19 protein-coding genes are annotated in these 23627 nt (G+C 68.3%); 7 read left to right on the top strand and 12 right to left on the bottom strand.

The window, feature by feature from the left end; all coding sequences use genetic code 11:
- Positions 1 to 2 precede the first annotated feature (2 nt).
- Both QLQ85_RS03100 and QLQ85_RS03105 read left to right on the top strand, forming a co-directional pair.
- Positions 3 to 1493 carry a CoA-acylating methylmalonate-semialdehyde dehydrogenase gene (locus tag QLQ85_RS03100; RefSeq protein WP_282737653.1) on the top strand — a complete coding sequence of 497 codons (1491 nt, stop codon included), beginning with the start codon at positions 3 to 5 and terminating at the stop codon, positions 1491 to 1493.
- A gap of 243 nt (positions 1494 to 1736) precedes the next feature.
- Positions 1737 to 2177 carry a DUF411 domain-containing protein gene (locus QLQ85_RS03105; protein WP_282737654.1) on the top strand — a complete coding sequence of 147 codons (441 nt, stop codon included), beginning with the start codon at positions 1737 to 1739 and terminating at the stop codon, positions 2175 to 2177.
- Positions 2178 to 2231: 54 nt separating this feature from the next.
- On the opposite strand, the gene QLQ85_RS03110 is transcribed toward QLQ85_RS03105, so the two are convergent.
- From QLQ85_RS03110 to QLQ85_RS03140, 7 genes are all read right to left on the bottom strand, one after another.
- Entirely contained in the window at positions 2232 to 2645 is a 414-nt protein-coding gene (locus tag QLQ85_RS03110) for a Na+/H+ antiporter subunit G (protein WP_282737655.1), read from the bottom strand.
- Positions 2646 to 2661: 16 nt separating this feature from the next.
- Positions 2662 to 2931, bottom strand: coding sequence for a K+/H+ antiporter subunit F (locus tag QLQ85_RS03115; RefSeq protein ID WP_282737656.1), 270 nt, complete (start codon positions 2929 to 2931; stop codon positions 2662 to 2664).
- Positions 2928 to 3431 carry a Na+/H+ antiporter subunit E gene (locus QLQ85_RS03120; RefSeq protein ID WP_282721312.1) on the bottom strand — a complete coding sequence of 168 codons (504 nt, stop codon included), beginning with the start codon at positions 3429 to 3431 and terminating at the stop codon, positions 2928 to 2930. Before QLQ85_RS03120 ends, QLQ85_RS03115 begins: the two co-directional genes overlap by 4 nt.
- Position 3432: 1 nt before the next feature.
- A complete protein-coding gene (locus QLQ85_RS03125) occupies positions 3433 to 4953 on the bottom strand; it encodes a monovalent cation/H+ antiporter subunit D (RefSeq protein ID WP_282737657.1) in 1521 nt (506 codons plus the stop codon).
- Positions 4950 to 5291, bottom strand: a complete 342-nt coding sequence (locus QLQ85_RS03130; protein ID WP_282737658.1) for a Na+/H+ antiporter subunit C — start codon at positions 5289 to 5291, stop codon at positions 4950 to 4952. The genes QLQ85_RS03125 and QLQ85_RS03130 overlap by 4 nt, the downstream gene beginning before the upstream one ends.
- Entirely contained in the window at positions 5291 to 8089 is a 2799-nt protein-coding gene (locus QLQ85_RS03135; RefSeq protein ID WP_282737659.1) for a monovalent cation/H+ antiporter subunit A, read from the bottom strand. The genes QLQ85_RS03130 and QLQ85_RS03135 overlap by 1 nt, the downstream gene beginning before the upstream one ends.
- Before the next feature lie 219 nt (positions 8090 to 8308).
- A complete protein-coding gene (locus QLQ85_RS03140) occupies positions 8309 to 9778 on the bottom strand; it encodes an esterase/lipase family protein (RefSeq protein ID WP_282737660.1) in 1470 nt (489 codons plus the stop codon).
- A 206-nt stretch (positions 9779 to 9984) separates the two neighbouring features.
- Between QLQ85_RS03140 and QLQ85_RS03145 the strand changes: the two genes are divergently transcribed.
- Both QLQ85_RS03145 and QLQ85_RS03150 read left to right on the top strand, forming a co-directional pair.
- A complete protein-coding gene (locus tag QLQ85_RS03145) occupies positions 9985 to 11994 on the top strand; it encodes a pyrroloquinoline quinone-dependent dehydrogenase (protein WP_282737661.1) in 2010 nt (669 codons plus the stop codon).
- Positions 11991 to 12893, top strand: coding sequence for an alpha/beta fold hydrolase (locus QLQ85_RS03150; RefSeq protein ID WP_282737662.1), 903 nt, complete (start codon positions 11991 to 11993; stop codon positions 12891 to 12893). The genes QLQ85_RS03145 and QLQ85_RS03150 overlap by 4 nt, the downstream gene beginning before the upstream one ends.
- Positions 12894 to 12911: 18 nt before the next feature.
- Here QLQ85_RS03150 and QLQ85_RS03155 read toward each other — a convergent pair whose 3' ends face one another.
- The 3 genes from QLQ85_RS03155 to QLQ85_RS03165 form a co-directional block, all read right to left on the bottom strand.
- Positions 12912 to 13724 carry a class I SAM-dependent methyltransferase gene (locus QLQ85_RS03155; RefSeq protein WP_282737663.1) on the bottom strand — a complete coding sequence of 271 codons (813 nt, stop codon included), beginning with the start codon at positions 13722 to 13724 and terminating at the stop codon, positions 12912 to 12914.
- 263 nt (positions 13725 to 13987) lie between these two features.
- Positions 13988 to 15352, bottom strand: coding sequence for an FAD-binding oxidoreductase (locus QLQ85_RS03160; RefSeq protein ID WP_282737664.1), 1365 nt, complete (start codon positions 15350 to 15352; stop codon positions 13988 to 13990).
- Between the two features lie 129 nt (positions 15353 to 15481).
- Positions 15482 to 17119: a helix-turn-helix transcriptional regulator gene (locus QLQ85_RS03165; protein WP_282737665.1), complete on the bottom strand. Its 1638-nt coding sequence runs from the start codon at positions 17117 to 17119 to the stop codon at positions 15482 to 15484.
- A 194-nt stretch (positions 17120 to 17313) separates the two neighbouring features.
- Between QLQ85_RS03165 and QLQ85_RS03170 the strand changes: the two genes are divergently transcribed.
- Together QLQ85_RS03170 and QLQ85_RS03175 are read left to right on the top strand one after the other, a co-directional pair.
- The gene (locus QLQ85_RS03170) at positions 17314 to 17724 is read left to right on the top strand and encodes a VOC family protein (RefSeq protein ID WP_282737666.1); all 411 of its coding nucleotides are present in this window, start codon (positions 17314 to 17316) and stop codon (positions 17722 to 17724) included.
- Between the two features lie 164 nt (positions 17725 to 17888).
- The gene (locus tag QLQ85_RS03175; RefSeq protein ID WP_282737667.1) at positions 17889 to 18299 is read left to right on the top strand and encodes a DoxX family protein; all 411 of its coding nucleotides are present in this window, start codon (positions 17889 to 17891) and stop codon (positions 18297 to 18299) included.
- 32 nt (positions 18300 to 18331) lie between these two features.
- On the opposite strand, the gene QLQ85_RS03180 is transcribed toward QLQ85_RS03175, so the two are convergent.
- Complete coding sequence (locus QLQ85_RS03180) at positions 18332 to 20347, bottom strand: CocE/NonD family hydrolase (RefSeq protein ID WP_282737668.1); 2016 nt, start codon at positions 20345 to 20347, stop codon at positions 18332 to 18334.
- A gap of 108 nt (positions 20348 to 20455) precedes the next feature.
- On the opposite strand from QLQ85_RS03180, the gene QLQ85_RS03185 reads away from it, so the two are divergent.
- The gene (locus QLQ85_RS03185; protein WP_282737669.1) at positions 20456 to 22489 is read left to right on the top strand and encodes a CocE/NonD family hydrolase; all 2034 of its coding nucleotides are present in this window, start codon (positions 20456 to 20458) and stop codon (positions 22487 to 22489) included.
- Positions 22490 to 22503: 14 nt separating this feature from the next.
- On the opposite strand, the gene QLQ85_RS03190 is transcribed toward QLQ85_RS03185, so the two are convergent.
- The gene (locus QLQ85_RS03190) at positions 22504 to 23529 is read right to left on the bottom strand and encodes a D-alanine--D-alanine ligase family protein (protein ID WP_282737670.1); all 1026 of its coding nucleotides are present in this window, start codon (positions 23527 to 23529) and stop codon (positions 22504 to 22506) included.
- Positions 23530 to 23627: the final 98 nt, after the last annotated feature.

Consider the following 23627-nt stretch of genomic DNA (forward strand, 5'->3'; position numbering starts at 1 on the left):
CAATGACCACTCTTGGCCACCTGATCAACGGCACCCGCGTCGACGACAACACGCGTGCCCAGGACATCTTCAACCCCTCCATCGGCGAGGTCGCCGGCCAGGTGAGCCTGGCCAGCAAGGCCACCGTCGAGGCGGCCATCGCCGCCGCCCAGGCCGCCTACCCGGCCTGGCGCGACACCCCGCCCGCCAAGCGCGCCCGCGTCATGTTCCGCTTCAAGCAGTTGCTGGAAGAGCATGCCGACGAGATCTGCCGGCTGATCGGCCAGGAACACGGCAAGATCGTGCACGATGCCAAGGGCGAGCTACAGCGCGGCATCGAGAACGTGGAGTATGTCTGCGGCGTGCCGGAGCTGCTCAAGGGCGAGCACAGCAAGAACGTCGGCCCTGGCATCGATTCCTGGAGCGAGTTCCAGCCGCTGGGCGTGGTCGCCGGCATCACGCCGTTCAACTTCCCGGCCATGGTGCCGCTGTGGATGTACCCGATGGCCATCGCCTGCGGCAACACCTTCGTGCTCAAGCCCTCCGAGCGCGACCCGACCTCGACGCTCTACATCGCCGAGCTGGCCCTGGAGGCGGGACTGCCCGCCGGCGTGCTGAACGTCGTCAACGGTGACAAGGAAGCCGTCGACACCCTGCTCGACGATTCCCGCGTGCAGGCCGTCAGCTTCGTCGGCTCCACGCCGATCGCCGAGTATATCTACAACCGTGCCAGCGCCAACGGCAAGCGCTGTCAGGCCCTGGGCGGCGCCAAGAACCATGCCATCGTCATGCCCGATGCCGACATGGACAACGTGGTCAACTCCCTGACCGGCGCCGCCTTCGGCTCCTCCGGCGAGCGCTGCATGGCGCTGTCCGTGGCCGTGGCCGTGGGCGACGCGGCCGCCGACGCCCTGATCGCCAAGATGCAGGAGCAGATGCAGACCCTCAAGGTCGGCCCCTTCGCCGATGCCGAGAACGACTTCGGCCCGGTGATCACCAAGGCCCACCAGGAGAAGGTCTGCGGCTACATCGACAGCGCCGAGGCGCAGGGCGCCGAGATCGTCGTCGACGGCCGCGGCGTCCAGGTGCCGGACTTTGAAAACGGCTTCTACGTCGGTGGCACCCTGATCGACCGCGTGACCCCCGAGATGACCTGCTACCTCGAGGAGATCTTCGGTCCGGTGCTGCTGGTGGTGCGTGCCGGCTCCATGCAGGAAGCCATGAAGCTGATCGACGATCACGAATATGGCAACGGCACCTGCATCTACACCCGCGACGGCGAGGCGGCCCGCTACTTCAGCGACCACATCCAGGTCGGCATGGTCGGCATCAACGTACCACTGCCGGTGCCGGTGTCCTACCACAGCTTCGGTGGCTGGAAGCGCTCTCTGTTCGGCGACCTGGCCGCCTACGGACCGGACGCCGTGCGCTTCTACACCAAGCGCAAGACCATCACCCAGCGCTGGCCGTCGGCCGGGGTACGCGAAGGCGCGCAGTTCTCCTTCCCCTCATGACGCCCCCGGCATGAGGGGGTGAGACAGCGTATTGGCGCATGCTCGCAGCCGGATCGTCTCCCGATCCGGCTGCTTTCGTTCGGCCGGCGGATGCTTTGCTCCATCCAGCCGCGGCCCTGGGTGCCGTCTGAAGCGTCGATGGGACCGCTTGCACCCTTGCGCTGGGTCAAGGCAGGATCAGGGCTGACACGGTTGAATACGAAGACACATCGCCTCGCTGATCAAGTACCCGGGAGATTGCTCATGAACCGTCATACCACGCCCCTGCTGCTCGCCGGCGCCCTGCTGCTGGGGTCCACCGCGGCCCAGGCCGCCCTGCCCGACGAGGCCACCCTCTACAAGAACCCGCAGTGCGGCTGCTGCGACGGCTACGCCCGCCACCTGGAGGAGATGGGCGTCTCGGTCACCATCGTCGACGACGTCGAGGTGGGCGACATCAAGCTGCAGGCCGGGCTGCCCTACGGGCTCGGCGCTTGCCACACCACCCTGATGGGCGGCTACGCCATCGAGGGCCACGTGCCCCTGGCCGCCATCGAGAAGCTGTTCGACGAGCGCCCCGCCATCGGCGGCATCGGCCTGGCCGGCATGCCCATCGGCACCCCGGGCATGCCGGGGCCCAAGCAGGGCGACTGGGACATCTATCAGTTCACCGACCAGGAGCCCTCGCCCTTCATGACGCTGTGACCTCGCCGGGTCAGCAACGCGAAGCGCCGCCCTGAGGGGCGGCGATCTCCAGCCTCATGAACCGCCCCGGGTCCGAGTGTCGGAGCCCTCCCCCGGGTTCGCCGGCGAGGGGGGCACCGGGGGGTGGTCCATCTCGGGCCAGGGGGGGTGGCGGGTATGGGCACTGCACGCCACCCGACGGTGCAGTGCCGCACGGGCCATCACATGGGCGCTCACCGGTGCCGTGACGAAGAGGAAGACCGTGATCAACACCTCCTGCACGCTGATGCCCTTGCCGGCGGCACTGAAGTACAGCAGCGAGCCCAGCATCGTGCAGCCCACCCCCAGGGTGCACGCCTTGGTCGGCCCGTGCAGACGCATGTAGAAATCCGGCATGCGGGCCAGCCCCACCGAGCCCAGGGTGGCCACAATGGCGCCGATCAACAGCAGCGCCGCGATCAACGCGTCCAGCCAGAGCGGGATGTTCATGAGCCCCTCCTCGCGGTCATTCGATGACGTCGCCACGCACCAGGTACTTGGTCATGGCCACGGTGCCCACGAAGCCCATGAGGGCGATGAGCATGGCCGCCTCGAAGATGATGGTGGTGTCCATGTAGATGCCCGCCAGCACGATCACGGCGATGGCATTGATGCTGAGCGTATCCAGTCCCAGGATGCGGTCGGTCAGGTCCGGTCCGCGCAGCAGTCGATAGAGATTCAGCAACAGGCTGACGCTGAACAGCAGCAGGGCCAACGGCAGGACGGCGGCGATCATTCCAGGATCTCCTTCAGGGGTTGCTCGTAACGGGTGTGGATATGGCGGATCAGGGCCTCTTCATCCACCACGTGCAGGGCATGGATCAGCAGGGTTTTCTGGTCCGGGCTGAGTCCGGCCGACACCGTGCCCGGCGTCAGCGAAATGGTGCTGGCCAGCATGGCGAGGGCGAACTCATCGGTCAGGATGACGGGGTAACGAATGAAGGCGGGCCGGAGTCGCCCCGGCGGCAGCAGAATCAGCCAGGCCACCGTGACGTTCGACTTGAGGATGTCCCACAGCAGGTGGGCGAAGTACGGCACCAGCCGCCACGCCTGGTGCAGGCGAGGATTCTCCGGCCAGAACGGCTGGGTCAGGTAGGGGATCAACCAGCCCAGGAAGGCGCCGATCAGTAGCTGGGCCAGGCTCAGGGTGTTCATCAGCAATAGCCACAGCACCAGCAGAAACAGGGAAAACTGGGGCCGGGGCCACCAGTGACGCAACTGTCGATGGGCGGCCATATCAGCGTTCCTCCCCTGTCTGTCGAGCCGCCGCCTCGACCGCCTCCACATAGGCACCGGGCGACAGGACGGCGTCGGCGGTATCCAGCATGAGCGACATGACGGGCGTGGCGGCCACCGACAGCACCACACTGCCCAGCAGCATCGTGATCACGACGCCAAGCCTTGCCGGGTCCACCCGCAATCGCAGCGGGGGCTCACCGGACTGCCGCCAGAAGAACTTGCTGCCGGCCCGGCTCAGGGCGATCAGGATCATGAAGGCGGCGATCAGCAGCAACGGCCATAACCAGGCCTGACGGTCCGTGCCGCCGGCCACCTGCAGGATCCACACCTTGCTGACAAAGCCGCTGAAAGGCGGCAGGCCGGCAAGCGCGATGGCGCCGACGAAATACACGGCCCCCAGGGTACGCTTATGCGCCATGGCCGTCGCAATCACCATATGGTCGGCGGCTGCCCCGCGTTGCCGGGCGATCAGGTCGGCCAGCAGGAAGAAGGCCGCCGTCATCAGGGTGGAATGAATCAGGTAGAAGAGCCCGGCAGCGAGGGCGTCCCGGCTGCCCAGCGCCAGGGTCGCCAGCAGGGTCCCGACCGAGACGATGACCATGTAGGCGGTCAGGTTGCGCAGGTTGATCGCCCCGAGTACCCCGATGCCACCGAGCGCCAGGGTGGCAAGCGCCAGCGGCCATAGCCACTGCCAGGCGATGGTGCCGACCAGGCCCGTTTCCAGGCCGAAGATCAGGCTGAAGACACGCAGCATGGCGTAGACGCCGACCTTGGTCATGATGGCGAACAGCGCCGCGACGGGGGCGCTGGCGGCGGTGTAGGCCCGGGGCAGCCAGAACAGCAGGGGCAAGAGCGCCGCCTTGATGCCGAACACCACCAGCAACAGCAGCGAGGCCGCGGTCAGCAACGGCAGGTCTGCGGCGGGGGCATTGGCCACGCGTACCGCCAGGTCCGCCATGTTCAGGGTACCGGTCACCCCATAGAGGATGCCGACCCCGATGATGAACATCGCCGAGCCGACCAGGTTCAGAATCACGTAGTGCAGGCTGGCCCGGCAGCGCGCGATGCCGCCGCCGTGCAACAGCAGGGCGTAGGACGCGATCAGCAGGATCTCGAAGCAGACGAACAGGTTGAACAGGTCACCGGTGAGGAAGGCGCCGTTGATGCCCGCCAGCTGGAACTGCAGCAGTGCGTGGAAGTGGGCACCCCGGGTGTCGTCCCCGCGGCCCGCGTACAGGGCGCAGAACGCCGCCAGCACGGCGGTGATCAGCAGCATCAGCACACTGAGGCGATCCGCCACCAGCAGAATCCCGAACGGCGGCGACCAGTTCCCCAGCGTATACAGCACATGATTCCCCGCCATGACCTGCTCGAACAGCAGCCACGCGATCAGCACGAGCAGCGCCGTGCTGAGCAGGCTGATCAGGCGCTGCAGCGCCAGCGGGACGGCGAACGCGATCACCAGGAAGGCGCCGGCCAACAGCGGGATCAGCACCGGCAGGATCAGCAGATGGTTCATGGGCGCCAGTCCTCGTCCGGGTCCACCCCATCCACATGGTCGCTGCGCAGTTCCACCGCGGCACGCAGTGCCAGCACGACCACGAAGGCGGTCATGGCAAAGCCGATCACGATGGCGGTCAGCACCAGGGCCTGGGGGAGCGGGTCGGCATGATGGCTGCTCGCGCCGATGATGGGGGGCGCCTCCAGGGTCAGGCGGCCCATGCCGAAGAGAAACAGGTTCACGGCGTGGGACAGCAGGGTCAGGCCCAACACCACCGGAAAGGTGCGGGCGCGCAGGATCAGGTAGACACCGCAGAACGTCAGCACGCCCAGGGCGGCGGCAAACAGCACTTCCATCAGCCGATCTCCTTCCCTGGCCCTTGCAGGGTCATGAGCTTGCCCATGTTGGCCAGGATCAGCATGGTCGCCCCCACCACCGTGATGAACACGCCGAGGTCGAACAGCAGCGCGGTGACAAGCTCGAAGTCGCCCAGCACCGGCAGTCGATAGTGCCCGAACCAGCTGGTCAGGAAAGGCGCGCCGGCTGCCAGGCTGCCCAGGCCGGTGAGTGCGGCCAGCAGGATGCCGCCCCCGACCAGGGGGCGGAAGGGAGTCAGCATGCACGAATGGGCCCAGGCCAGGCTGCCCGCCATGTATTGCAGCGACAGGGCAACGGCCGTGATCAGTCCCGCGATGAAGCCGCCTCCGGGCATGTTGTGCCCCCGCAGGAAGATGTAGGCCGACACCATGATCGTGACCGGCAGGATGGGCCGGGCGATCATCCTGAGAATCATGGGATGGGGCTCGGACGCCCAGTACTGCCCCCGCTCCTGCGGCACCCGGTCCTTGAGTTGCAGGTTGCGGGTGAGGGCGAAGACGGCCACGGCGGCAATTCCCAGCACCGTGATTTCACCGAGGGTATCGAAGCCCCGGAAGTCCACCAGGATCACATTGACCACATTGCTGCCGCCGCCCTCCGGGACGCTACGGGCCAGGAAGAACCCGGAGATGCTCTGCGTCGGGCGGGTCATGACCGCGTAGGCCACGACGGCCATGCCCAGGCCACTCAGGCCGGCGAGCGCGAGGTCGCGCACGCGACGCGGCACGGAGGACTCCGCTGGCGTCATCTGCGGCAGGAAGGACAGGGCCAGCATCATGATGATCACCGCCATCACCTCCACGGACAGCTGCGTCAAGGCCAGGTCCGGCGCCGAGAAACGGGCAAAGGTGAGGGTGACGAAGAGTCCGGCGGCCCCGGTCAGCAACAGGGCGAGGAAACGGTGGCGATGACCGACGGCCACCCCCAGGGCGCAGGCCATCAGCAGCACGGTACCGAATACGGTCATGGGATCGAGGGGAGTCAGCACCTCGGCACCGCGCCACTCGGTCATGCCGGCGAGGGCGGTGCCCATCGTGATCAGGGCGCTGAGCAGCACGAGCGCGATATAGCGCTGGACCGAGCCGTTTTCCAGGCGGTGCACCAGCCGTTCGGCGAAGGTCCCCGCCTGCAGCATCAGCCACTCGAAATTTTCCTTGGCATCGACCTCGGGCAGCCGGTCATAGATGGCGAAAAGCTGCCGTCTTGCCACGTACATGGCGAGGCCGCCCGTCAGCGCCAGGGCACTCATCAGGAACGGCAGGTTGAAGCGGTGCAACAGGCCAAGATTGTACTGCGGCAATTCCCCACCCAGCGCCGCCTCGGCGGCAAGCTTCAGCAGCGTATGCACCACGTATTGCGGCACGATGCCGACCACGATGCAGGCGGCGGAGAGCAGCGTCACGGGGATCAGGATGCCCACTCCCGGCGACTTCGGGGGCCAGATGGGCAGGTCCCGCGGTGCTCCGTTGAAGAAGACGTTATGGAAGATGCGTGCCGAGTAGGCGACCGACAGCAGGCCGGCCACGGCCGCCAGGGAGGGTGTGAGCCAGGCCAGCACGCCGGTGAACGGCGATACCATGGTCTCGGCAAAGAACATCTTCTTGCTCAGGAAGCCGTTGAGCAGCGGCAGTCCGGCCATGGAGGCGGCGGCCACGCCGGTGAGCACGCCGAGATAGGGCATGAAGTGCCACATGCCGTTGATGCGGCGCATGTCCCGCGTGCCGGTCGACTGCTCGACGATGCCCGCCATCATGAACAGCGGCGCCTTGAACAGGGCGTGATTGAGCAGGTGAAACAGGCCCACGATCAACCCCATCCTGGTGCCCATGCCCAGCAGCAGGGTGATCAACCCCAGATGGCTGACGGTGGAGTAGGCCAGCAGCCCCTTGGTGTCGTGCTTGAACATCGCCACGAAGGCACCGGTGAGCAGGGTCGCCATGCCCACGCTGGAGACGCTGTACAGCCAGAGCGGCGTTTCCGCCAGCACCGGATGCAGCCGGGCCAGCAGAAAGATCCCCGCCTTGACCATGGTCGCCGAGTGCAGATAGACGGACACCGGCGTGGGCGCGGTCATGGCATGCGGCAGCCACAGGTGGAAAGGGAACTGGGCGGACTTGGTCATGGCCCCCAGCAACACCAGGGACAGGATCAACGGATACTGGCGGTGCTCGCGCAGGGTATCGCCGGCCGCCAGCACGTCGCTCAGCTGATAGCTGCCCACCGCCTGGCCGATCAGGATGACACCGGCCATCAGCGCCAGCCCTCCGCCGCCGGTGATCACCAGGGTCAGGCGGGCACCACGCCGCGCCGGGCGCTGATCCGAGTGAAAGCCGATCAGCAGGAACGAAACCAGGCTCGTCATTTCCCAGAACACCAGCATGAACAGCAGGTTGCCCGAGGTGACGATGCCGAGCATGGACGCCATGAACACCAGCGTCAGGGCATAGAAATGGGCTCCCCCGTGCTTGCCGGCAAAGTAGTAGCGCGCATACAGCATCACCAGCAGGCCCATGCCGACGATCAGCAGGGCGAACAGCATCGCCAGCCCATCCATGCGGAAGGCGATCGTGAGGCCGATGGTGTCGATCCAGCGCCACTCGGCAGCGATGACCTCACCCGCCAGGATCGCGGGCAACAGGGACAGCACCAGGGCCAGCACCGCCACCGGGGCCAGCGCCGCGACGACGGCCGAGAACCGCAGGTCCGCGGCGCGGGTCGTCGCCCAGGTCAGCAGGGCACCGAGCAGGGGCAGCGTGACGATCAGCAGCAGCGTCATGAAACCGCGAGCTCCCTCCCCCTCATCATCCGCAGGCCCCGTCGCTGCATGCCATCACTGTCAGCTCATCGGGGATGACCACCTTGTCATGACAAGCCATGTGAACTCCTGAGTCCGGAAGTGAGGAGGTACCGCGGCCCTGTCAGTATGGTTCACGAGCCCCGCGGTTTCCCGAGGCATGTCAGGCGCATGTGTCAACGCTCGGGATGCCGGACTGGCTCACTGCCAGGCGGCGATATCCAGGCAGAGCCGTGCCCGGAAGCCCTTGCGGCTGCGCAGGGGCACATAGGAGGCGCCGTCGTCGTCCACCCTGGCCGCGCGTCCACGCCCCTCGCCCCAGTCCTCGTCGCCCATGATGTAGCGCAGCCGCCAGCCATCGCCGGCGGCGGTGGCCAGGATCACCACCTTGTCGCGGAACAGGTTCTCGTCGGGCACCCGACGGTTGACGAACCAGCGGCCGGCCACCTTGAACTCGGTGCTGCGCACGGCGATGTCGGCCACCAGCAGCATGGTCCGGCCCTGGCTCACCGTGATCTTCGAGCTGTCGAGGTAGACCGAGAACAGCACCGGGTGCCGGGCGTGCTCGTGGCCGGCGCGATCCGGGTGACACATCTCGTCGTAGCGGCGGAAGATCGCCGAACCGTGCTCGTCGCGGCGATCCGACAGCGCCACCGGCGGAAACAGCCGTGGCGTCACCGTGCACTCGAACAGGTAGCTGCCCTCGATCGCGTCACCGTCCTCCTTCGCCTGCTCCACGGAGGGCGGCAGCGGCAGGTGCTCCACCACCATCCGCGCCGTCATCAGCGCATTGCCGAACAGGAAGCGGGTCAGGTTCTGATAACCCGTCTCGGAGTTGACCATGCCGCAGTGGCCGCTATGGCTGAGGTAGGCGTGCACGCGGGGGGCCCCCTCGATCCAGGCATTCTCGATCTTCACCAGGCCGTCGCTCGACGCTCCGACCGCGAAGCGAACGGCCTCGTAGTCCCGGTGGTTGGTGCCCACCAGGCAGAAGAAGCGCGCGGGCGGAAAATCCCCATCCAGGTGGTTGACGCGCCCGTTGCGAGGCCTGAGCCGCAGGAAGTCGGCGATGCTCTCGCGGTTGAAGTTGTTGACGTCCCACATGCCCAGGAAGCGCGGCACGTTGATTCCGGCGATCTCGATACCGTTGTGCGGCGTGCCGTAGGTGAACACCTTGTCGACGCAGGCCTTGGCCGCGGGGTCGCCCACCGCGTCGTTCTGCAGCAGGCAGCGGCAGATCAGCCCGCCCATGGAGTGGGCCACCAGATAGACCCTGAAGGCCGCCCGCGCCTCGGTATCGTCGCCGCAGACCCGCTCGCGCAGCCACAGGATCCGCGCCGACAGCTCACCGGCCGCCTCGATGATCGACGGGCGCCGCCCGCCGCCCTCGGCGTCCTCGTAATAGCGGTGGATCAGCAGGCTCGTGTGGGGCAGCCGGCCCTCGTGGACCGCACCGTCCTGGTAGACGTCCCGGTAGCCGTAGTCCTTCATCAGGCGGATCACCGGCGACTCGAAGATGAAGGTGTGGAGCTCGCCCCCCGGCCCCTGCCGCACCCGGGTGGCGCCGCGGTTGAAGCCCATGTAGGGCGTGTTGATGGTGTCTTCTATCTCGGCATCGAGCCTGGCGAAGCCACGCACATAGATGATCGGATGGAGGGACGACTTGCTCATGGAGGGGCCCCGGTTATCGTTGTTCGGTGCCTCCTCAGTACGGCACGGGATCGTGCCCGGCGCCACTTTTCGCTCACCGCTCCCGGCGGCTCCCGATGGCGGGGAATGGGGTCATGCCTCGCCCGGGGGCGGCTTATGAACTAGCTTCAAGTCGAGCAAGGGGGTTTTCGGCCAGGCATGCCGGGGCTTCAGGGAGGAGCGGCAGGATGCGACGGCAAGGCGCGATCCGGGGGGGACTGCTTTTCACCACGCTGCTGTTCGCGGCCGGCTGCGATGGGCCGCCACCGCCCCTCGACACGAGCGGCCCGACGGCCGACTGGCCCCACTACGGTCAAGGCCTCGATGGCCTGCGCTACTCGCCCCTCGACCAGATCCGCCCCGACAACGTCGCCCGCCTCGAGGAGGTATGGCGCTACGAGAGCGGCGACGTCGCCCTCGGCGACGAGACCCAGACCCGCACCTCGCTGCAGGTCACGCCCATCGTGGTGGGCGAGCGGCTGATCTTCTGCACACCCTACAACCGCGTCATCGCCCTGGCCCCGGAGACCGGCGAGGAGCTCTGGACCTTCGACCCCGAGCTGCGGCTGCGCCGGCTGCACGGCGCCTACCCGATGATCTGCCGTGGCGTCGCCCACTGGCAGGACGCCGAGGCCGATGACGGGAACGATGGCGAGTGCCGGGAGCGGATCTTCACCGGTACCCAGGACGCCGAGCTGATCGCCCTGGACGCCGCCACCGGCCGCCCCTGCGCCGGGTTCGGCGAGGCCGGCCGCCTGGCGCTGCGTGACGACCTCGGCGACGACGTGCCGCCCTGGGAGTACTACGTCACCTCGGCGCCGCTGGTGGTCGACGACCTGGTCATCGTCGGCGCCCTGGTCGCCGACAACGTGCGCACCGACGCCCCGCCCGGGGTGGTGCGCGCCTTCGACGCCCGCACCGGCGAACTCGCCTGGGCCTGGGACCCGATCCCCCCGGACCAGCCCGCCACCTCTACGGAAGGCCCCTACCGCCGTGCCACCGCCAACGTCTGGGCACCGATGGCCGCCGACGCCGAGCGCGGCCTGCTGTTCGTGCCCACCGGCAATGCCCCGCCGGACTACTTCGGAGGCCAGCGCAACGGGCTCGATCACTACGCCTCGTCGGTGATCGCCCTGCACACCCGCGGCGAGCGCGCCGGCGAGGTCGCCTGGCACTTCCAGACCGTCCACCACGATCTCTGGGACTACGACGTCGGCGCCCAGCCCTCGCTGGTCGAGCTGAACACGCCCGAGGGCCCGGTGCCGGCGGTGGTCGTCTCGACCAAGACCGGCCACGTCTTCGTGCTCGACCGCGAGAGCGGCGAGCCGCTGCACCCCATCGAGGAGCGCCCGGTGCCCCAGGACCCGGCGCCGGGCGACTGGCTCTCCCCCACCCAGCCCTTCCCGGTCACCCCGCCGACGCTCTTCCCGCCGCAACTGACCCCCGACGACGCCTGGGGCCTGACCTTCTGGGACCGCGGCCGTTGCCGCCGCGAGATCGAGTCGCGGCGCGCCGAAGGCCTCTACACTCCGCCGAGCCTCGAGGGCACGGTGGTCTTCCCCGCCGCCACCGGCGGCATCAACTGGGGCAGCGGCGCCGTCGACCCGAGCCGCAACCTGATGGTGGTCAACCAGTCGCGGGTGCCCACCGGGGTGCGGCTGATCCCCCGCGACGAGTACGACGCCCTGCCCGAGGAGGAGACCCGCACCGACGCCGGCGGGCTGGCCGGCGCCAACCGGCTCTACGGCGAGATGGGGGGCACGCCCTATGCGGTCAGCGTGGAGCTCTTGAGCTCGCCACTGGGCATGCCGTGCAGCGCCCCGCCCTGGGGCACGCTGACCGCCGTCGACCTGGACGCCGGCGAGATCCGCTGGGAGGTGCCGCTGGGCTCCACCCGCGGCCTGGCCCCCTGGCCGTTCTGGCTCGAATGGGGCGTGCCCAATGTCGGCGGGCCCATCGTCACAGCCGGCGGCCTGGCCTTCATCGCCGCCACCCCGGACCGCTATATCCGCGCCTTCGACCTGGCCAGCGGCGAGACCCTGTGGCGCGCCGACCTCCCCTACGCCGCCCACGCCACGCCCCTGACCTACCGGCTCGGCCCCGAGCGCCGCCAGTTCCTGGTGGTGGCGGCAGGCGGGCACGTGTTCTCCGATCCCGGCGACGCCATCGTCGCCTTCGCCCTGCCGGAGCCGGAGTGAGCGGGCTCGCCGAGACCTGGGTCGAGCGCCCCGGCTACCGGCTGCGCGTGCGCCATGGCGGCAACCCCGAGCGCCCCCTGGTGCTCTTCCTGCACGGCTATCCGGACAGCCAGCGCATGTGGCGGGAGATCATGACGGCGCTGGCCGACGACCACCGGGTCGCCAGCCTGGACTGGCCCGGCATCCCGGCCGTGGAACCGCGTCAGCCGGCGCGACGCTATCGCATCGACCGGCTGCTCGCGGACATCGAGGCGGTGATCGGAGTGCTGGGCGCGAACCGGCTGCACCTGGTGGGCCACGACTGGGGCGCCACGATCGGCTGGTCCTATGTCACCCACCCCGACTACGGCCAGCGAGTACTCAGCTGGAGTTTCATCTCCGGGCCGCACCTGGCGATCTGGCGCCAATGGGGGCTGGAGGGCCTGAGAAGCCTGAGCCCGCGTCGCATGTGGCCGGTGGTCGCGCAGCTGCTGCGCGCCAGCTACACCCTGCCGCTGCTGGCCTGGCCGCTGGGCGAGGGGTTATGGCGCCTCGGCGGCGTGCCCGCCTGGCGCCTGGTGCTGCGCCTCGCCGGGGTGCCGGCCGACGATCCCCTGCTCGAGGAGTCCCGCGACCAGGTGATGGCCATGGCGCTCGGCCCCATGGCGCTCTACCGCCAGAACGTGCTGCACCCACCGCCGTTGCCTCCCAAGGCCAGCGTGACCTGCCCGGTGCAGCTGATCGTCGCCGAGCGCGACCCCTTCGTCTCGGAGGCCGGCTACGCCAACCTTGGCGACTACGCCACTGATCTGCGCACCGCCCGCCTGCCCGGCTCCCACTGGGTGACCCGCAGCCACCCCGACGAGGTCATCGCCCTGCTACGGGCGTTTCTGACGAGGAAGGCCGGTCAAGCGAGGTGAGGCCGCGGAGGAGAGTCGTCAGGCGCGGATCGCCACGGTCAGGAGATAGGTGTTTTCGATGACCGCGGTGCCATCGGTCGCGCGATTGTACCTATCGAACACCGCCTCCAGGTCGCCACGCAGCCCCCTTCCCGAGTCGGCCTGGGAGGCACGGATGGCAGGGCCGAAGTACCTCAGGAACACATCCCCGGCATGCTCGATGGAGCGGTAATACTGCAGCGCCGTTCGCTTCTCGCTACTGATCGAGCGGGTGCCGGCACCGAGGAGCTCCTCCAAGCCGACCTCCGTCCCCCAGCGCAGTGGCGGCTTGATCCCGGCCGGCGGGGGTACGTACTTGGCGTTGGTCGCGAAGAAGTCGCCACTCCAGCCCTCCGGGATCGGGCTGGCGAGCGCGATCCTTCCGCCCGGCCGGCAGACCCGCAGCATCTCGTTGGCCGCCTGCTCCTGGTCAGGCGCGAACTGCACGCCATATACCGAAAGCACCGCGTCGAAGCTCGCATCGGGAAACGGCAGGTCCTGTGCATCTCCCACATGGAATTCGGCGTCCAGGTCGTCGGCAACCGCCCGGTGTCTGGCACGCTCGATCAACGCGGCCACATAGTCGATCCCGACGACGTCACAATACCTTCGCGACGCGACCAATGCCGCAGTGCCGCTGCCGCACGCCACGTCCAGCACGCGCTCCCCGGCATGAAGATCGACGGCATCGCAGAGTGCCTCGGCCATGCACACGTTCTGCCGAGCAATCTGGTTGAAGTCCCCTGCGGCCCAGGTCTCCTTCTGTCGTGCCGTAATGGCCGCGTAATCAGCGGACTGGCCCACGTTCTTCATTGGGTTGGCCTCCCTTGCATACGGGAAATGCCGATGCACGGAGTGCCGATGGCCCGAGCCCCCTTTGCAACGCACCTTCCCGATACGGTGCCCATGCAGCCAGGGTGATGACTGCCCCTCCCTATGACCCTAGGCCCCAGGGCACGGTATCGCCACAATCCCCGGCGGTTCAGCCCATCTGCGACAGCTTGGCACGCTGACGCTCTTCCGCTCGCGCAGCTCCGGAGTGAACTCCTCGCCGAGGCTCGGAGAGGCAAAGAGAGTCACGGGTGCTGGTGGCTAGGCGTGATGTTCTGATTGAAGCGAAAGACATTCGCTGGATCGTACTCGTTCTTCAGCGCGACCAGCCGCGCGTGGTTGGCCCCATAGGCCGCCCTGACCCTCGCCTCGCCCTCATCGCCCAGGTAGTTGACGTACGCGCCCTCCTCCAGGAAGGGGGCCACGGCGCGGAAGCAGCGGCGTCCCCAGGCGATGTTCGCCGCGGAGTCCGCGGGATCCTGCCACATCCGCAGCACCAGGACGCTATGTTGCGCCTGCCGGTAGGCGAAGGCGGTGTCCTGGGCGCCCACGCGACCGACGGCGCCCCCCAGGTGTTCGATGGCGATCGCGGCGAAGGGTGCGGGCGTGTCGGCGACGAAGAATTCCAGCAGCGCCTCGATGGCGTCGTCGCCGAACGCGCGCATGAAGCCGGCCTTCCAGTAGTGCAGCCGGCCGGGCTGGAACACCTCGGTGAGCAGGTTCTGCACCCTGGCGTAGGGGACCGGCGCAACGCTGTCGAGCAGCGGAGCGCCGAACGCGCGCATGGGCCGCAACACGGCCTCGCCCTCCTCGAGGGGCCCGCAATAGCACATCTTGATGTCCAGTACGGGGCCTTCGGGCCCGGACAGCAGGGTGGCATCCGCCCTCACTTCATCGGGGGCGGTAGTGGACCAGTCACGATAGAAGCGCAGGACATCCCCGGCACGCTCGAGGGGATAGACGAGTTCACCGCCCAGCACCGGCCCCACCGGGTGCAGCCGATACGCGAAGGACGTCACTACGCCGAAGTTGCCACCGCCGCCGCGCAGGCCCCAGAACAGCTCCGGATGCTCGTCGGCACTGGCCGTCACCAGGCGTCCCTCCGCGGTGACCACATCGGCAGACAACAGGTTGTCGCAGGCCAGGCCATGCTTGCGGTTGAGATAGCCGATCCCGCCTCCCAGGGTGAGCCCGGCGATGCCGGTGGAGGGCACGATGCCGCCGGTGGTCGCCAGGCCGAAGGCCTGGGTCTCATGATCGAAGTCCCCCCAGGTGGCGCCGCCCTCGGCGCGCGCCACGCGTTGCCGAGGATCGACCCAAACGCTCGCCATCGGCGACAGGTCGATCACCAGGCCATCTTCACAGACGGCGCTGCCCAGCACGCTGTGGCCACCGCCACGCACGGCGATCGGCAGCGCCGCCTCCCGCGCGAAATCGACGGCGGCGATCACGTCGGCCACCCCGGCACACCGCACGATCATGGCCGGGCGTCGGTCGATCAGGCCGTTGAACACCCGGCGCGCCTCGTCGTAGGCCTCGTGCTCCGGCAGGACGAGCCGTCCCCGCAAGCGGTCCCGGAAGTGCTGGATGGTGCTGTCGTTGATGGTCATGATCGCCCCCTCCCCTCGTTGAGGTCATCTCCACAGTTCAAGACTGCGCCAGGAAACCGGGCAGCGCCTCGGCGAAGCTACCCACTCGGCCTCACTTGGCGACTGGGTAGCTTCCGCCAGGCAGGAGGGTCAAATAAGCTGGTGCTGGCAGGCATAGGCCGTGGCCGCGGTCCGTGACGGCACGTTGAGCTTGGCGAGGATGTTGCCCACGTGGCGGTCGATCGTCCGCTCGCTGACGCAAAGCTCGAGCGCGATGGCCTTGTTGGTCTTGCCGGAGGCAATCAGGCGCAGCACCTGGAGTTCACGCGGAGTCAGGCCGTGGCGATGGGGGGCCGTGCCTCCGCAGGCATGGGCCGGCAGGCGAGACAGCTCGGGTGAGGCGCCCAGTTCCCGGAGATACCACCGGGCCGTGTCGAACTCCATCCTGGCGCTATCGACATCGCCGAGCCGCTCGCAGGCACGCCCGATGAGTCCCCGGGTGCGGGCCAGCTCATAGGGGACTTCCAGGTCCTCCCAGAGCCGGCAGGCCTGACGCAGGGACCCCAGCGCCGCCCGGGGGTCGCCCGCGGCCAGCCGGATCGCGCCCCGGGCGCCGGCCGCCAGGGCCCGCAGGAAGGGGGCGTCGAGCCTCTCGGCCATCTCGGCAAGCTCATCGGCACCGGCCTGGGCCGCCGGCATATCCTCCACGGCGAGCATGATCTCGATATAGGCGGGCAGGATGGCGGCGCGGCTCGACTCCCCGCTAGCCTCGTCCAGGATCCGTCGAATCGCCGCCTCGGCGGCGTCGACCTTGCCCTGGGCCAACCGCAGGAGCGCCAGGCCGGGCTGCTGCGCATGCCCCCAGCGACTGGCCTGCGCGTAGGCCCGCTCGGCCTTGCGCCACTCGCCACGCAGACGATGGAGCTCGCCGCACAGGTAGAAGGCATAGCCGGTGGCGGCCTCCCCGGGCCGATCGCAGAGCCGATGGCACGCCTTTTCCGCCTCCTGCTGGGCGTCCGGCCAGCTGCCATGCAACAGCATGAGCTCGGCCCGGTGCACCAGGCAGCGTCCGCGATAGGGAACCAGATCCGGCTGGGATTCGCACCACCGGGTCAGCGCCGCCGTCCACTCCTGGGCCCGGCGCAGATCGAAGATCTGCTGGCACGTCTCGATCACGCCGCAGTAGACGATCCCTGCGACCAGGGGCGAGAGCTCGCCGGCGTCCATCGCCACCATGGCTTCGTCCAGCAGGGTGGTCCCCGCCTGGATCTTCCCCGAGCCGATCAACGCCTGACCCTGGCCGAGGCAGGACATGGCCACCAGGTTCGGCTCCCCGAAGCGGCGACCGAGCTCACCCGCCTGCCGAAAGAGGGCGTGGGCTCCCGCGTGATCGCCCGCTCCCAGGCTGCCGAGCGCAGCCGGGATCCGCACGTAGCCGGCTTCCACACAGTCGAGCCCTTCCTCGTCGATGAGGCGGCTGGCCCGCGCGACCCAGGCGCCGCCTCGCGCCTTCTCGCCGCTCATGAGCAGCCCGAAGCCCAGCCAGAACGCACAGCGGGCCGCACGCGCCAGATCGCCCGCGGCCAGCGCATCCTGATGCGTCCGGGCCCACAGGTCGTTGCTCTCGGCATCCTTGCCCACCAGGTAGGCGGCAATGGCGAGTCGCTCGAGATCGTCCAACGCCAGCGTGGTCCCCCGGGCGGCGCCGGACAGCTCGGCGTAGGCATCCGCCCATGCCCGCCGCTGAAAGGCCACCCGCCCCGGATGAAGAGCATCGGTCGTCATCATCAACCCTCGTGCGTGCTCCCTCCGCCTTCTTGTTCGCGTCTCCGATGTCGACGGTGGGTGCGTACACGACAAGTGTCGCCCACCGGCCTCAATATTGCCTGCCCCCCTCCCTGTCGAAATCGCGACGCCCCGTTCGACTGGCAGGAGACAGCACCAACGACTATCCCTATGGCACCAACCAATGGAGACTCACCATGTCGCGCATGATCTTCGTGAACCTGCCCGTTGCCGACCTCGCCGCCTCGATGGCGTTCTACGAGGCCCTCGGCTTCGAGAACAACCCGCACTTCACCGACGAGACGGCGGCCTGCATGGTCTGCAGCGAGGCGATCAACGTCATGCTGCTCACCCACGCCAAGTGGCGCACCTTCACCAACCGCCCGATCCCACCGACCACCTCCAGCGAGGTGATGCTCGCGCTGTCGTGCGATAGCCGCGACGCGGTCGACGCCCTCAACGAGGCGGCCGCCACCAAGGGCGGCACCGCCGATATCAATCCCCCTCAGGATCTCGGCTTCATGTACAACCGCAACCTGGCGGATCCCGACGGTCACGTCTGGGAGGCGATGTGGATGGACCCGGCGGCTATCCCCCCGAACGGTTAATGGGCCAAGCGGAATCAAGGCGGCGGGGTGACGCAACCGGCTCAGGCAGCGCCTGGCTCCTCGATCACCCTGCGGAGCATCGCCATCATCACCTGCGTCGCCTTGCCCGATGCACCGAAGCGGGCCACGCTTAGCTCACCCCTCCATGGACAAGGAACGCGCCGATGAACACCCTAGACCTCCAGAAGGTATGGGCACCACGTGTGCTCAGCGTGCTGCGGATCGTCTCTGCCTTCATCTTCCTCTTGCACGGCACCCAGAAGCATCTCGGCTTCCCGCCAACGGACCGCGTGGTCGAGACCTTCTCGCTGCCGGGGATCTCCGGCTTCATCGAGATCATCTGCGGGGTACTGATCCTGATCGGTTTCCAGACCCGGGCCGCGGCCTTCCTGGCCTCCGGCGCCATGGCCTTCGCCTACTGGATCGCCCACGCCCCGCAGGATCTCTTCCCGGTCAACAACGGCGGCGACGCGGCCATCCTCTACTGCTTCGTGTTCCTCTACCTGGTGTTCGCGGGCCCCGGCCCCTGGAGCGTCGACGCCATGCGGGGCAAGGGATCCGTTTCCGCGACATGAGGTGATCACGAGGGCCCGGGCCGTGACGGGGATCACAGGTTGTCCCGCGGCACGCGCTCGTTCCAGGTGCTGGCGAAGACCCGGTCGCCACCTTCGTAGGCATCCACGGTGGCGTGTACGCAGAAGTGTGTCGGCGTGGCGGTGAGCTCCGTGCGGGTGGTAACGACCACGGACCAGTCGCCGCGTTCGAAGGAACGATGGTTGACCACTTCGCCACTGAGCGTGGCGTAATCGTCGTTGCAGTAGCGGTAGCATTCACTGACGTCATAGCCGAGGTCCAGCTCGAGGTCATCGAGACGCCAGGCGCCGTCGTTGTCGATGACCCTCAGGCTGGCCTCGTTGGTGGCCAGGTTGAACAGCACCGTCCATTCGCGATGGGCCGGCTCCAGCAGCGTGGTGGGCGGTGCCGGTGCGGCGCGGGGCTCGCCCAGGTCACGCAGTTCGGCATCCGTCGCCCGCGCCGGGCGTACCGGCAGCAGCAGTCGGCAGCCTTCGCAGTGGAGCGTCAGGGTCGCCGGGACCGGGGACGGCCAGGCCAGCGGCCAGTAGGACGAGGAGACGGCCAGGCGGATGCGATTGCCGGCCGGGAAGCGTTGGGCGACGTGGTTGAGGCGGACCGTGACCCGGTAGCGTTGGCCGGGCACTACCGGTTCGGGCCGGTCGTGCCCGCCGCGATGGCTGAGGTTGAGCAAACCGAAGGTGATCAGCGTCACCGTGCCTTCGGGGCTGATGTCCGAGAGCCGCACGGCGACCATCGCCTGGGGCCGGTCCGCCGCCAGTTCGAGCTCGACCACCGGCTGGCCGAGGATCTCGACGGCCTCGTCGAGCGGTGCCGTATCGAAGCACAGCGAGCCGCCGTCTTCGAGGCGCTGATCGGTGGGCAGGTCGGTGCTCTCCGAGTAGCTGCACCATTTGCCGGCGAACATCCCCACGCTGAGGGGGCTGCGAATCACCAGCGGCGGCGATGCAGCGCCGGCAGCCCCGCCGGCCGGTTCGAGACGGCCCGGTGACAGGGCATGGGGTTGCGTCCGGATGCGCTTGCTCGGCCAGTCGTCCTCGGCCACCCAGTGCCCGGGACGATCGTCGCTGATCGGCGAGACGCTGTCCTGCATCCAGGCGCGCAGCATCGGCTCGGCGTCGACGCCATTGTCGACGCCCTTCAGCCAGCGGTCCCACCAGCGCAGGCATTCGCCGAGGAAGTCGATGGACGGGCCGGGCCCGCCCATGTGCGGGTACTTATGACCCCAGGGCCCCACCAGCCCCTGGCGTGGCACCTCGAGATGGCGGATCAAGCGGAACACCGTGTTGCAGTAGCCGTCGGCCCAGCCGCTGACCGCCAGCACCGGGCAGCGGATCGCCGCGAAGTCCTCGCACACCGAGGCGTGGCGCCAGAAGGCGTCGCGCCGCTGGTGCTCCAGCCAGTGCTTGAGCCACAGGCCACTGCCCCGAAGACGCTGAAACCACAACTCGCGCCAGCGCTCGCCGACGACGGCCGGGTCCGGCGGGCAGGCGTTGTAGGAGAGCATCACCGATGCCCAGGACAGGTTGTCGGTCAGCAGGCAGCCACCCATGTAATGCACGTCGTCGGTGTAGCGGTCGTCGGAGGAGCAGACGCTGATCACCGCGGCCAGCTCGGGGGGTTGCAAGGCGGCGATCTGCAGTCCGTTGAAGCCGCCCCAGGAGATGCCCAGCATGCCCACGCGACCATCGCACCATGGCTGGGCAGCGATCCAGCGGATCACCTCGACGCCGTCGTCGAGCTCCTGGGGCAGGTACTCGTCGAGCAGCACGCCCTCGGAGTCGCCGCTACCGCGCAGGTCCACGCGCACCCCGGCATAACCGTGGCGAGCGAAGAAACCATGGATCCCGCTGTCGCGCACCGCCCGGAAGTCGCGTTTGCGATAGGGAATGTATTCGAGCACCGCGGGCACCGGATGATCCGCCGCGTCCACCGGCAGCCACAGCTTGGCGGCCAGGCGACAGCCATCGGGCATGGGGATCCAGGTGTTCTCGATGATCTCGACTGCGGCCGCCTGCCCATCATGCATTCTGCGTCCCTCCGGCGTTCGCCCCGGCAGCACCGCGGCGCCAGCTCCTTTATCGTATATGATTAACACGAGCCCCGCCGCTGCCGGCGCCTTTCCGCTGGTGCTGCCATGAAGATCGTGCATGCCTTTCCCCGCGAGGTGCGGGTCATCGAAAACGTCTGGATTCCCATGGCCGACGGCATCCGGCTGGCGGCCCGCGTGTGGCTACCCACCGACGCCGAGCGCCATCCCGTGCCGGCCATCCTGGAGTACATGCCCTACCGCAAGCGCGACTTCACGCGGCTGCGCGACGAGCCGCTGCATCGCTACTTCGCCGGTCACGGCTACGCCAGCATCCGGCTCGACCTGCGTGGCAGCGGCGACTCCGACGGGCTGCTGCTCGACGAGTACCTGCCCCAGGAGCTCGACGATGCCGTCGAGGCCATCGACTGGCTGGCCGCCCAACCCTGGTGCGATGGTCGCGTGGGCATGATGGGCATCTCCTGGGGCGGCTTCAACGCGCTCCAGGTCGCCGCCCTGCGGCCGGCGCCGCTCAAGGCCATCATCACCATGTGCTCCACCGATGACCGCTACGGCGACGACGTGCACTACCAGGGCGGTTGCCTGCTCAACGAGAACCTGGGCTGGGGCTCGGTGCTGCTGTCCTGTGCCACCACCCCGCCCGACCCGGATATCGTGGGCGGCGAGTGGCGCGCCAAGTGGCGCCAGCGGATCGAGAATGCGCCCTTCTACCCGCTGGTGTGGATGCGCCATCCCCATCGCGACGCCTACTGGCAACACGGCTCGGTGTGCGAGGACTTCGCCGCGGTCACTTGCCCCGTGTATGCGGTGGGCGGCTGGGCCGACGGCTACGTCAACGCCATCCCGCGGCTGATGGCCGGCCTGACGGTACCGCGCAAGGCCTTGATCGGACCCTGGTCCCATGCCTTCCCCCATGACGCCCTGCCCGGCCCGGCGATCGGTTTCTTCCAGGAGGCACTGCGCTGGTGGGACCACTGGCTGAAAGGGCTCGACAGCGGACTCATGGACGAGCCCATGCTGCGGGTCTGGATGGAGGAGTACGTGCCCCCCGCGCCGATGCACGCCGAGCGCCCCGGGCGCTGGGTGGCGGAGCAAACCTGGCCATCGGGACGCCTGCAACCGCGCACCCTCTACCTCAACGTGCTGTCGCTGGGCGAACACCCCGACAGCGAAGACCGCATGCGCATCGCTTCCCCGCAAACCACCGGGCTGGCCGCCGGCGATTGGTACGGTTTCGGCGCCGAAGGCGAGTCGCCCATCGACCAGCGCGAGGACGACGGCAAGTCCCTGGTGTTCGACTCCGATCCACTGCCGGCGCGCCTGGAGATCCTCGGTGCGCCCCTCGCCATCCTGGAAGTCGCAGTGGACCAGCCGGTCGCCCATGTCATCGTGCGCCTCAACGACATCGCCCCCGACGGCGCCTCGGCGCGGGTCAGCTACGGCATCCTCAACCTCACACAGCGCGACAGCCGCGAGCATCCCGAGCCGCTCACCCCCGGTCAGCGCTATCGGATCACGATGCAGCTCAACGACATCGCCTATGCCTTCGCCCCCGGCCATACCCTCCGGCTGGCGATCGCGACCAGCTACTGGCCGGTGATCTGGCCGGCGCCGGAGCGCGTCAACCTGACCCTCTACACCGGCACCAGCCGGCTGGAGCTGCCGGTACGGCCGCCGCGTGCCGAGGATGCCGAGTTGCGGCCCTTCGAGCCGCCGGAGCGCGCGTCGATGCCCGAGATAACCACGCTGACCGTGGCCCCCTTCCGTCGCCAGGTGGAGCGCGACCTGACCAGCGGCATGTCGGTCTACCGCATCGCCACCACCGGCGGCGACTTCGGTGATGCGGCCGTCGCCCGGCTCGAGGACATCGACCTGATCGTCGGCTACACCATCGCCAAGACCTACCGCATCCATGACTTCGACCCGCGAACGGCCGAGGCGACGGTCGAGCAGACCACCACCCTTCGCCGCGGCGACTGGTCCACGCGCCTGGAGTGTCGTACCCAGCTCACCGCGACGGCCGCGCGCTTCCGCATCCGCGGCGTGCTCAAGGCCTATGAGGGCGAGGTGCTGTTCGCCCGCCGGGACTGGGACGAGGAAGTGACCCGCGAGCCGTGGTGATGCACGCTGCCCCGTCAGGGCGGGCCATCGAGGCCGTAACGCCCGATCGCCGCTTCCAGGATCAGGCGTAGCAGCTCGTGATAGGGGTAGCCGGCCCATTCGGCCATCAGCGCCAGCTTGCCGTCCCAGGACCAGGTGGGGTTGGTGTTGACGTCGAGCAGCCGTGGCTGGCCATCCTCGCCCTCGCGGAAATCGATACGCGCGTAATCGCGCAGGCCCAGCCGGCGGAACAGCTTCACCGACTGATCGACCAGCTGGCTCCACTTGACGTCATCGATCTCGGCGCGACGGAAGCGCAGCTTCTCCCAGTAGGGCGAGTCGGGATCGGCCTTGGAGCCGTAGGTGAGAATCGGCGGCAGGTCGGGGTCGAGGGCGCCGTAGTCGATCTGAAGCGGCGGCAGCACCGTGAGACCCACCGACGGATTGCCGACCAGCCCGACCGTGTACTCGGCCCCGGTGAGGAAGTCCTGGATCAGCGCATCGGCCACCGCAGACTGTCCGGCCAGCCAGCGCAGGTAGGCCTCCGCCTCCTGGACGTCGTGCACCACGCAGTCGCGGGTGATGCCGAAGCTGCCGCCACTGCTGTTGGGCTTGATCAGGCAGGGATAGATGCTCGGCAATACCAGCGGGTCGGCGGCGAGCTCGACGTAGGTCTCGTTGGGCACGGCGATGCCCAGCCCCGCTGCCAGCGCCCGAACCAGCGCCTTGTCGGTGGTCAGGCTGATACTCATGGGGTCGGCGCCGGTATAGGGGATACCCAGGATTTCCAGCAGAGCCGGGATATCGCGCTCCAGCTCCCAGTCGTTACGGAAGCCGGTGTCGCAGAAGTTCAACGCCAGGTCCGGCGGCCGGTCGCGCAGGTCATCGATCAGCGCGGCATGGTCGTCGAGGTAGCTGAAGCGATACCCGGGGAGACGCTCCAGGGCGGTGCGCAGCCGCTTCACCGCCTCGAGCTCCTCGCTGCCGAACACCCCGTCGACGGCATAGGCATACGGCAGCCGGGGATCACCGAGCAGCACGGCCACGTTCAGGTGTCGCATGGCCTCCTTCCCCTTGGTGTCGGCGCTTGGCCATTACCCTCAGTATAAGAGCTCCTTCCGCGTGGTCGGCTCCGCAGGTTGCTAGACTGAAGGCGAAA

The organism is Halomonas kalidii, assembly GCF_030010475.1.
Classification (GTDB): domain Bacteria; phylum Pseudomonadota; class Gammaproteobacteria; order Pseudomonadales; family Halomonadaceae; genus Halomonas; species Halomonas heilongjiangensis.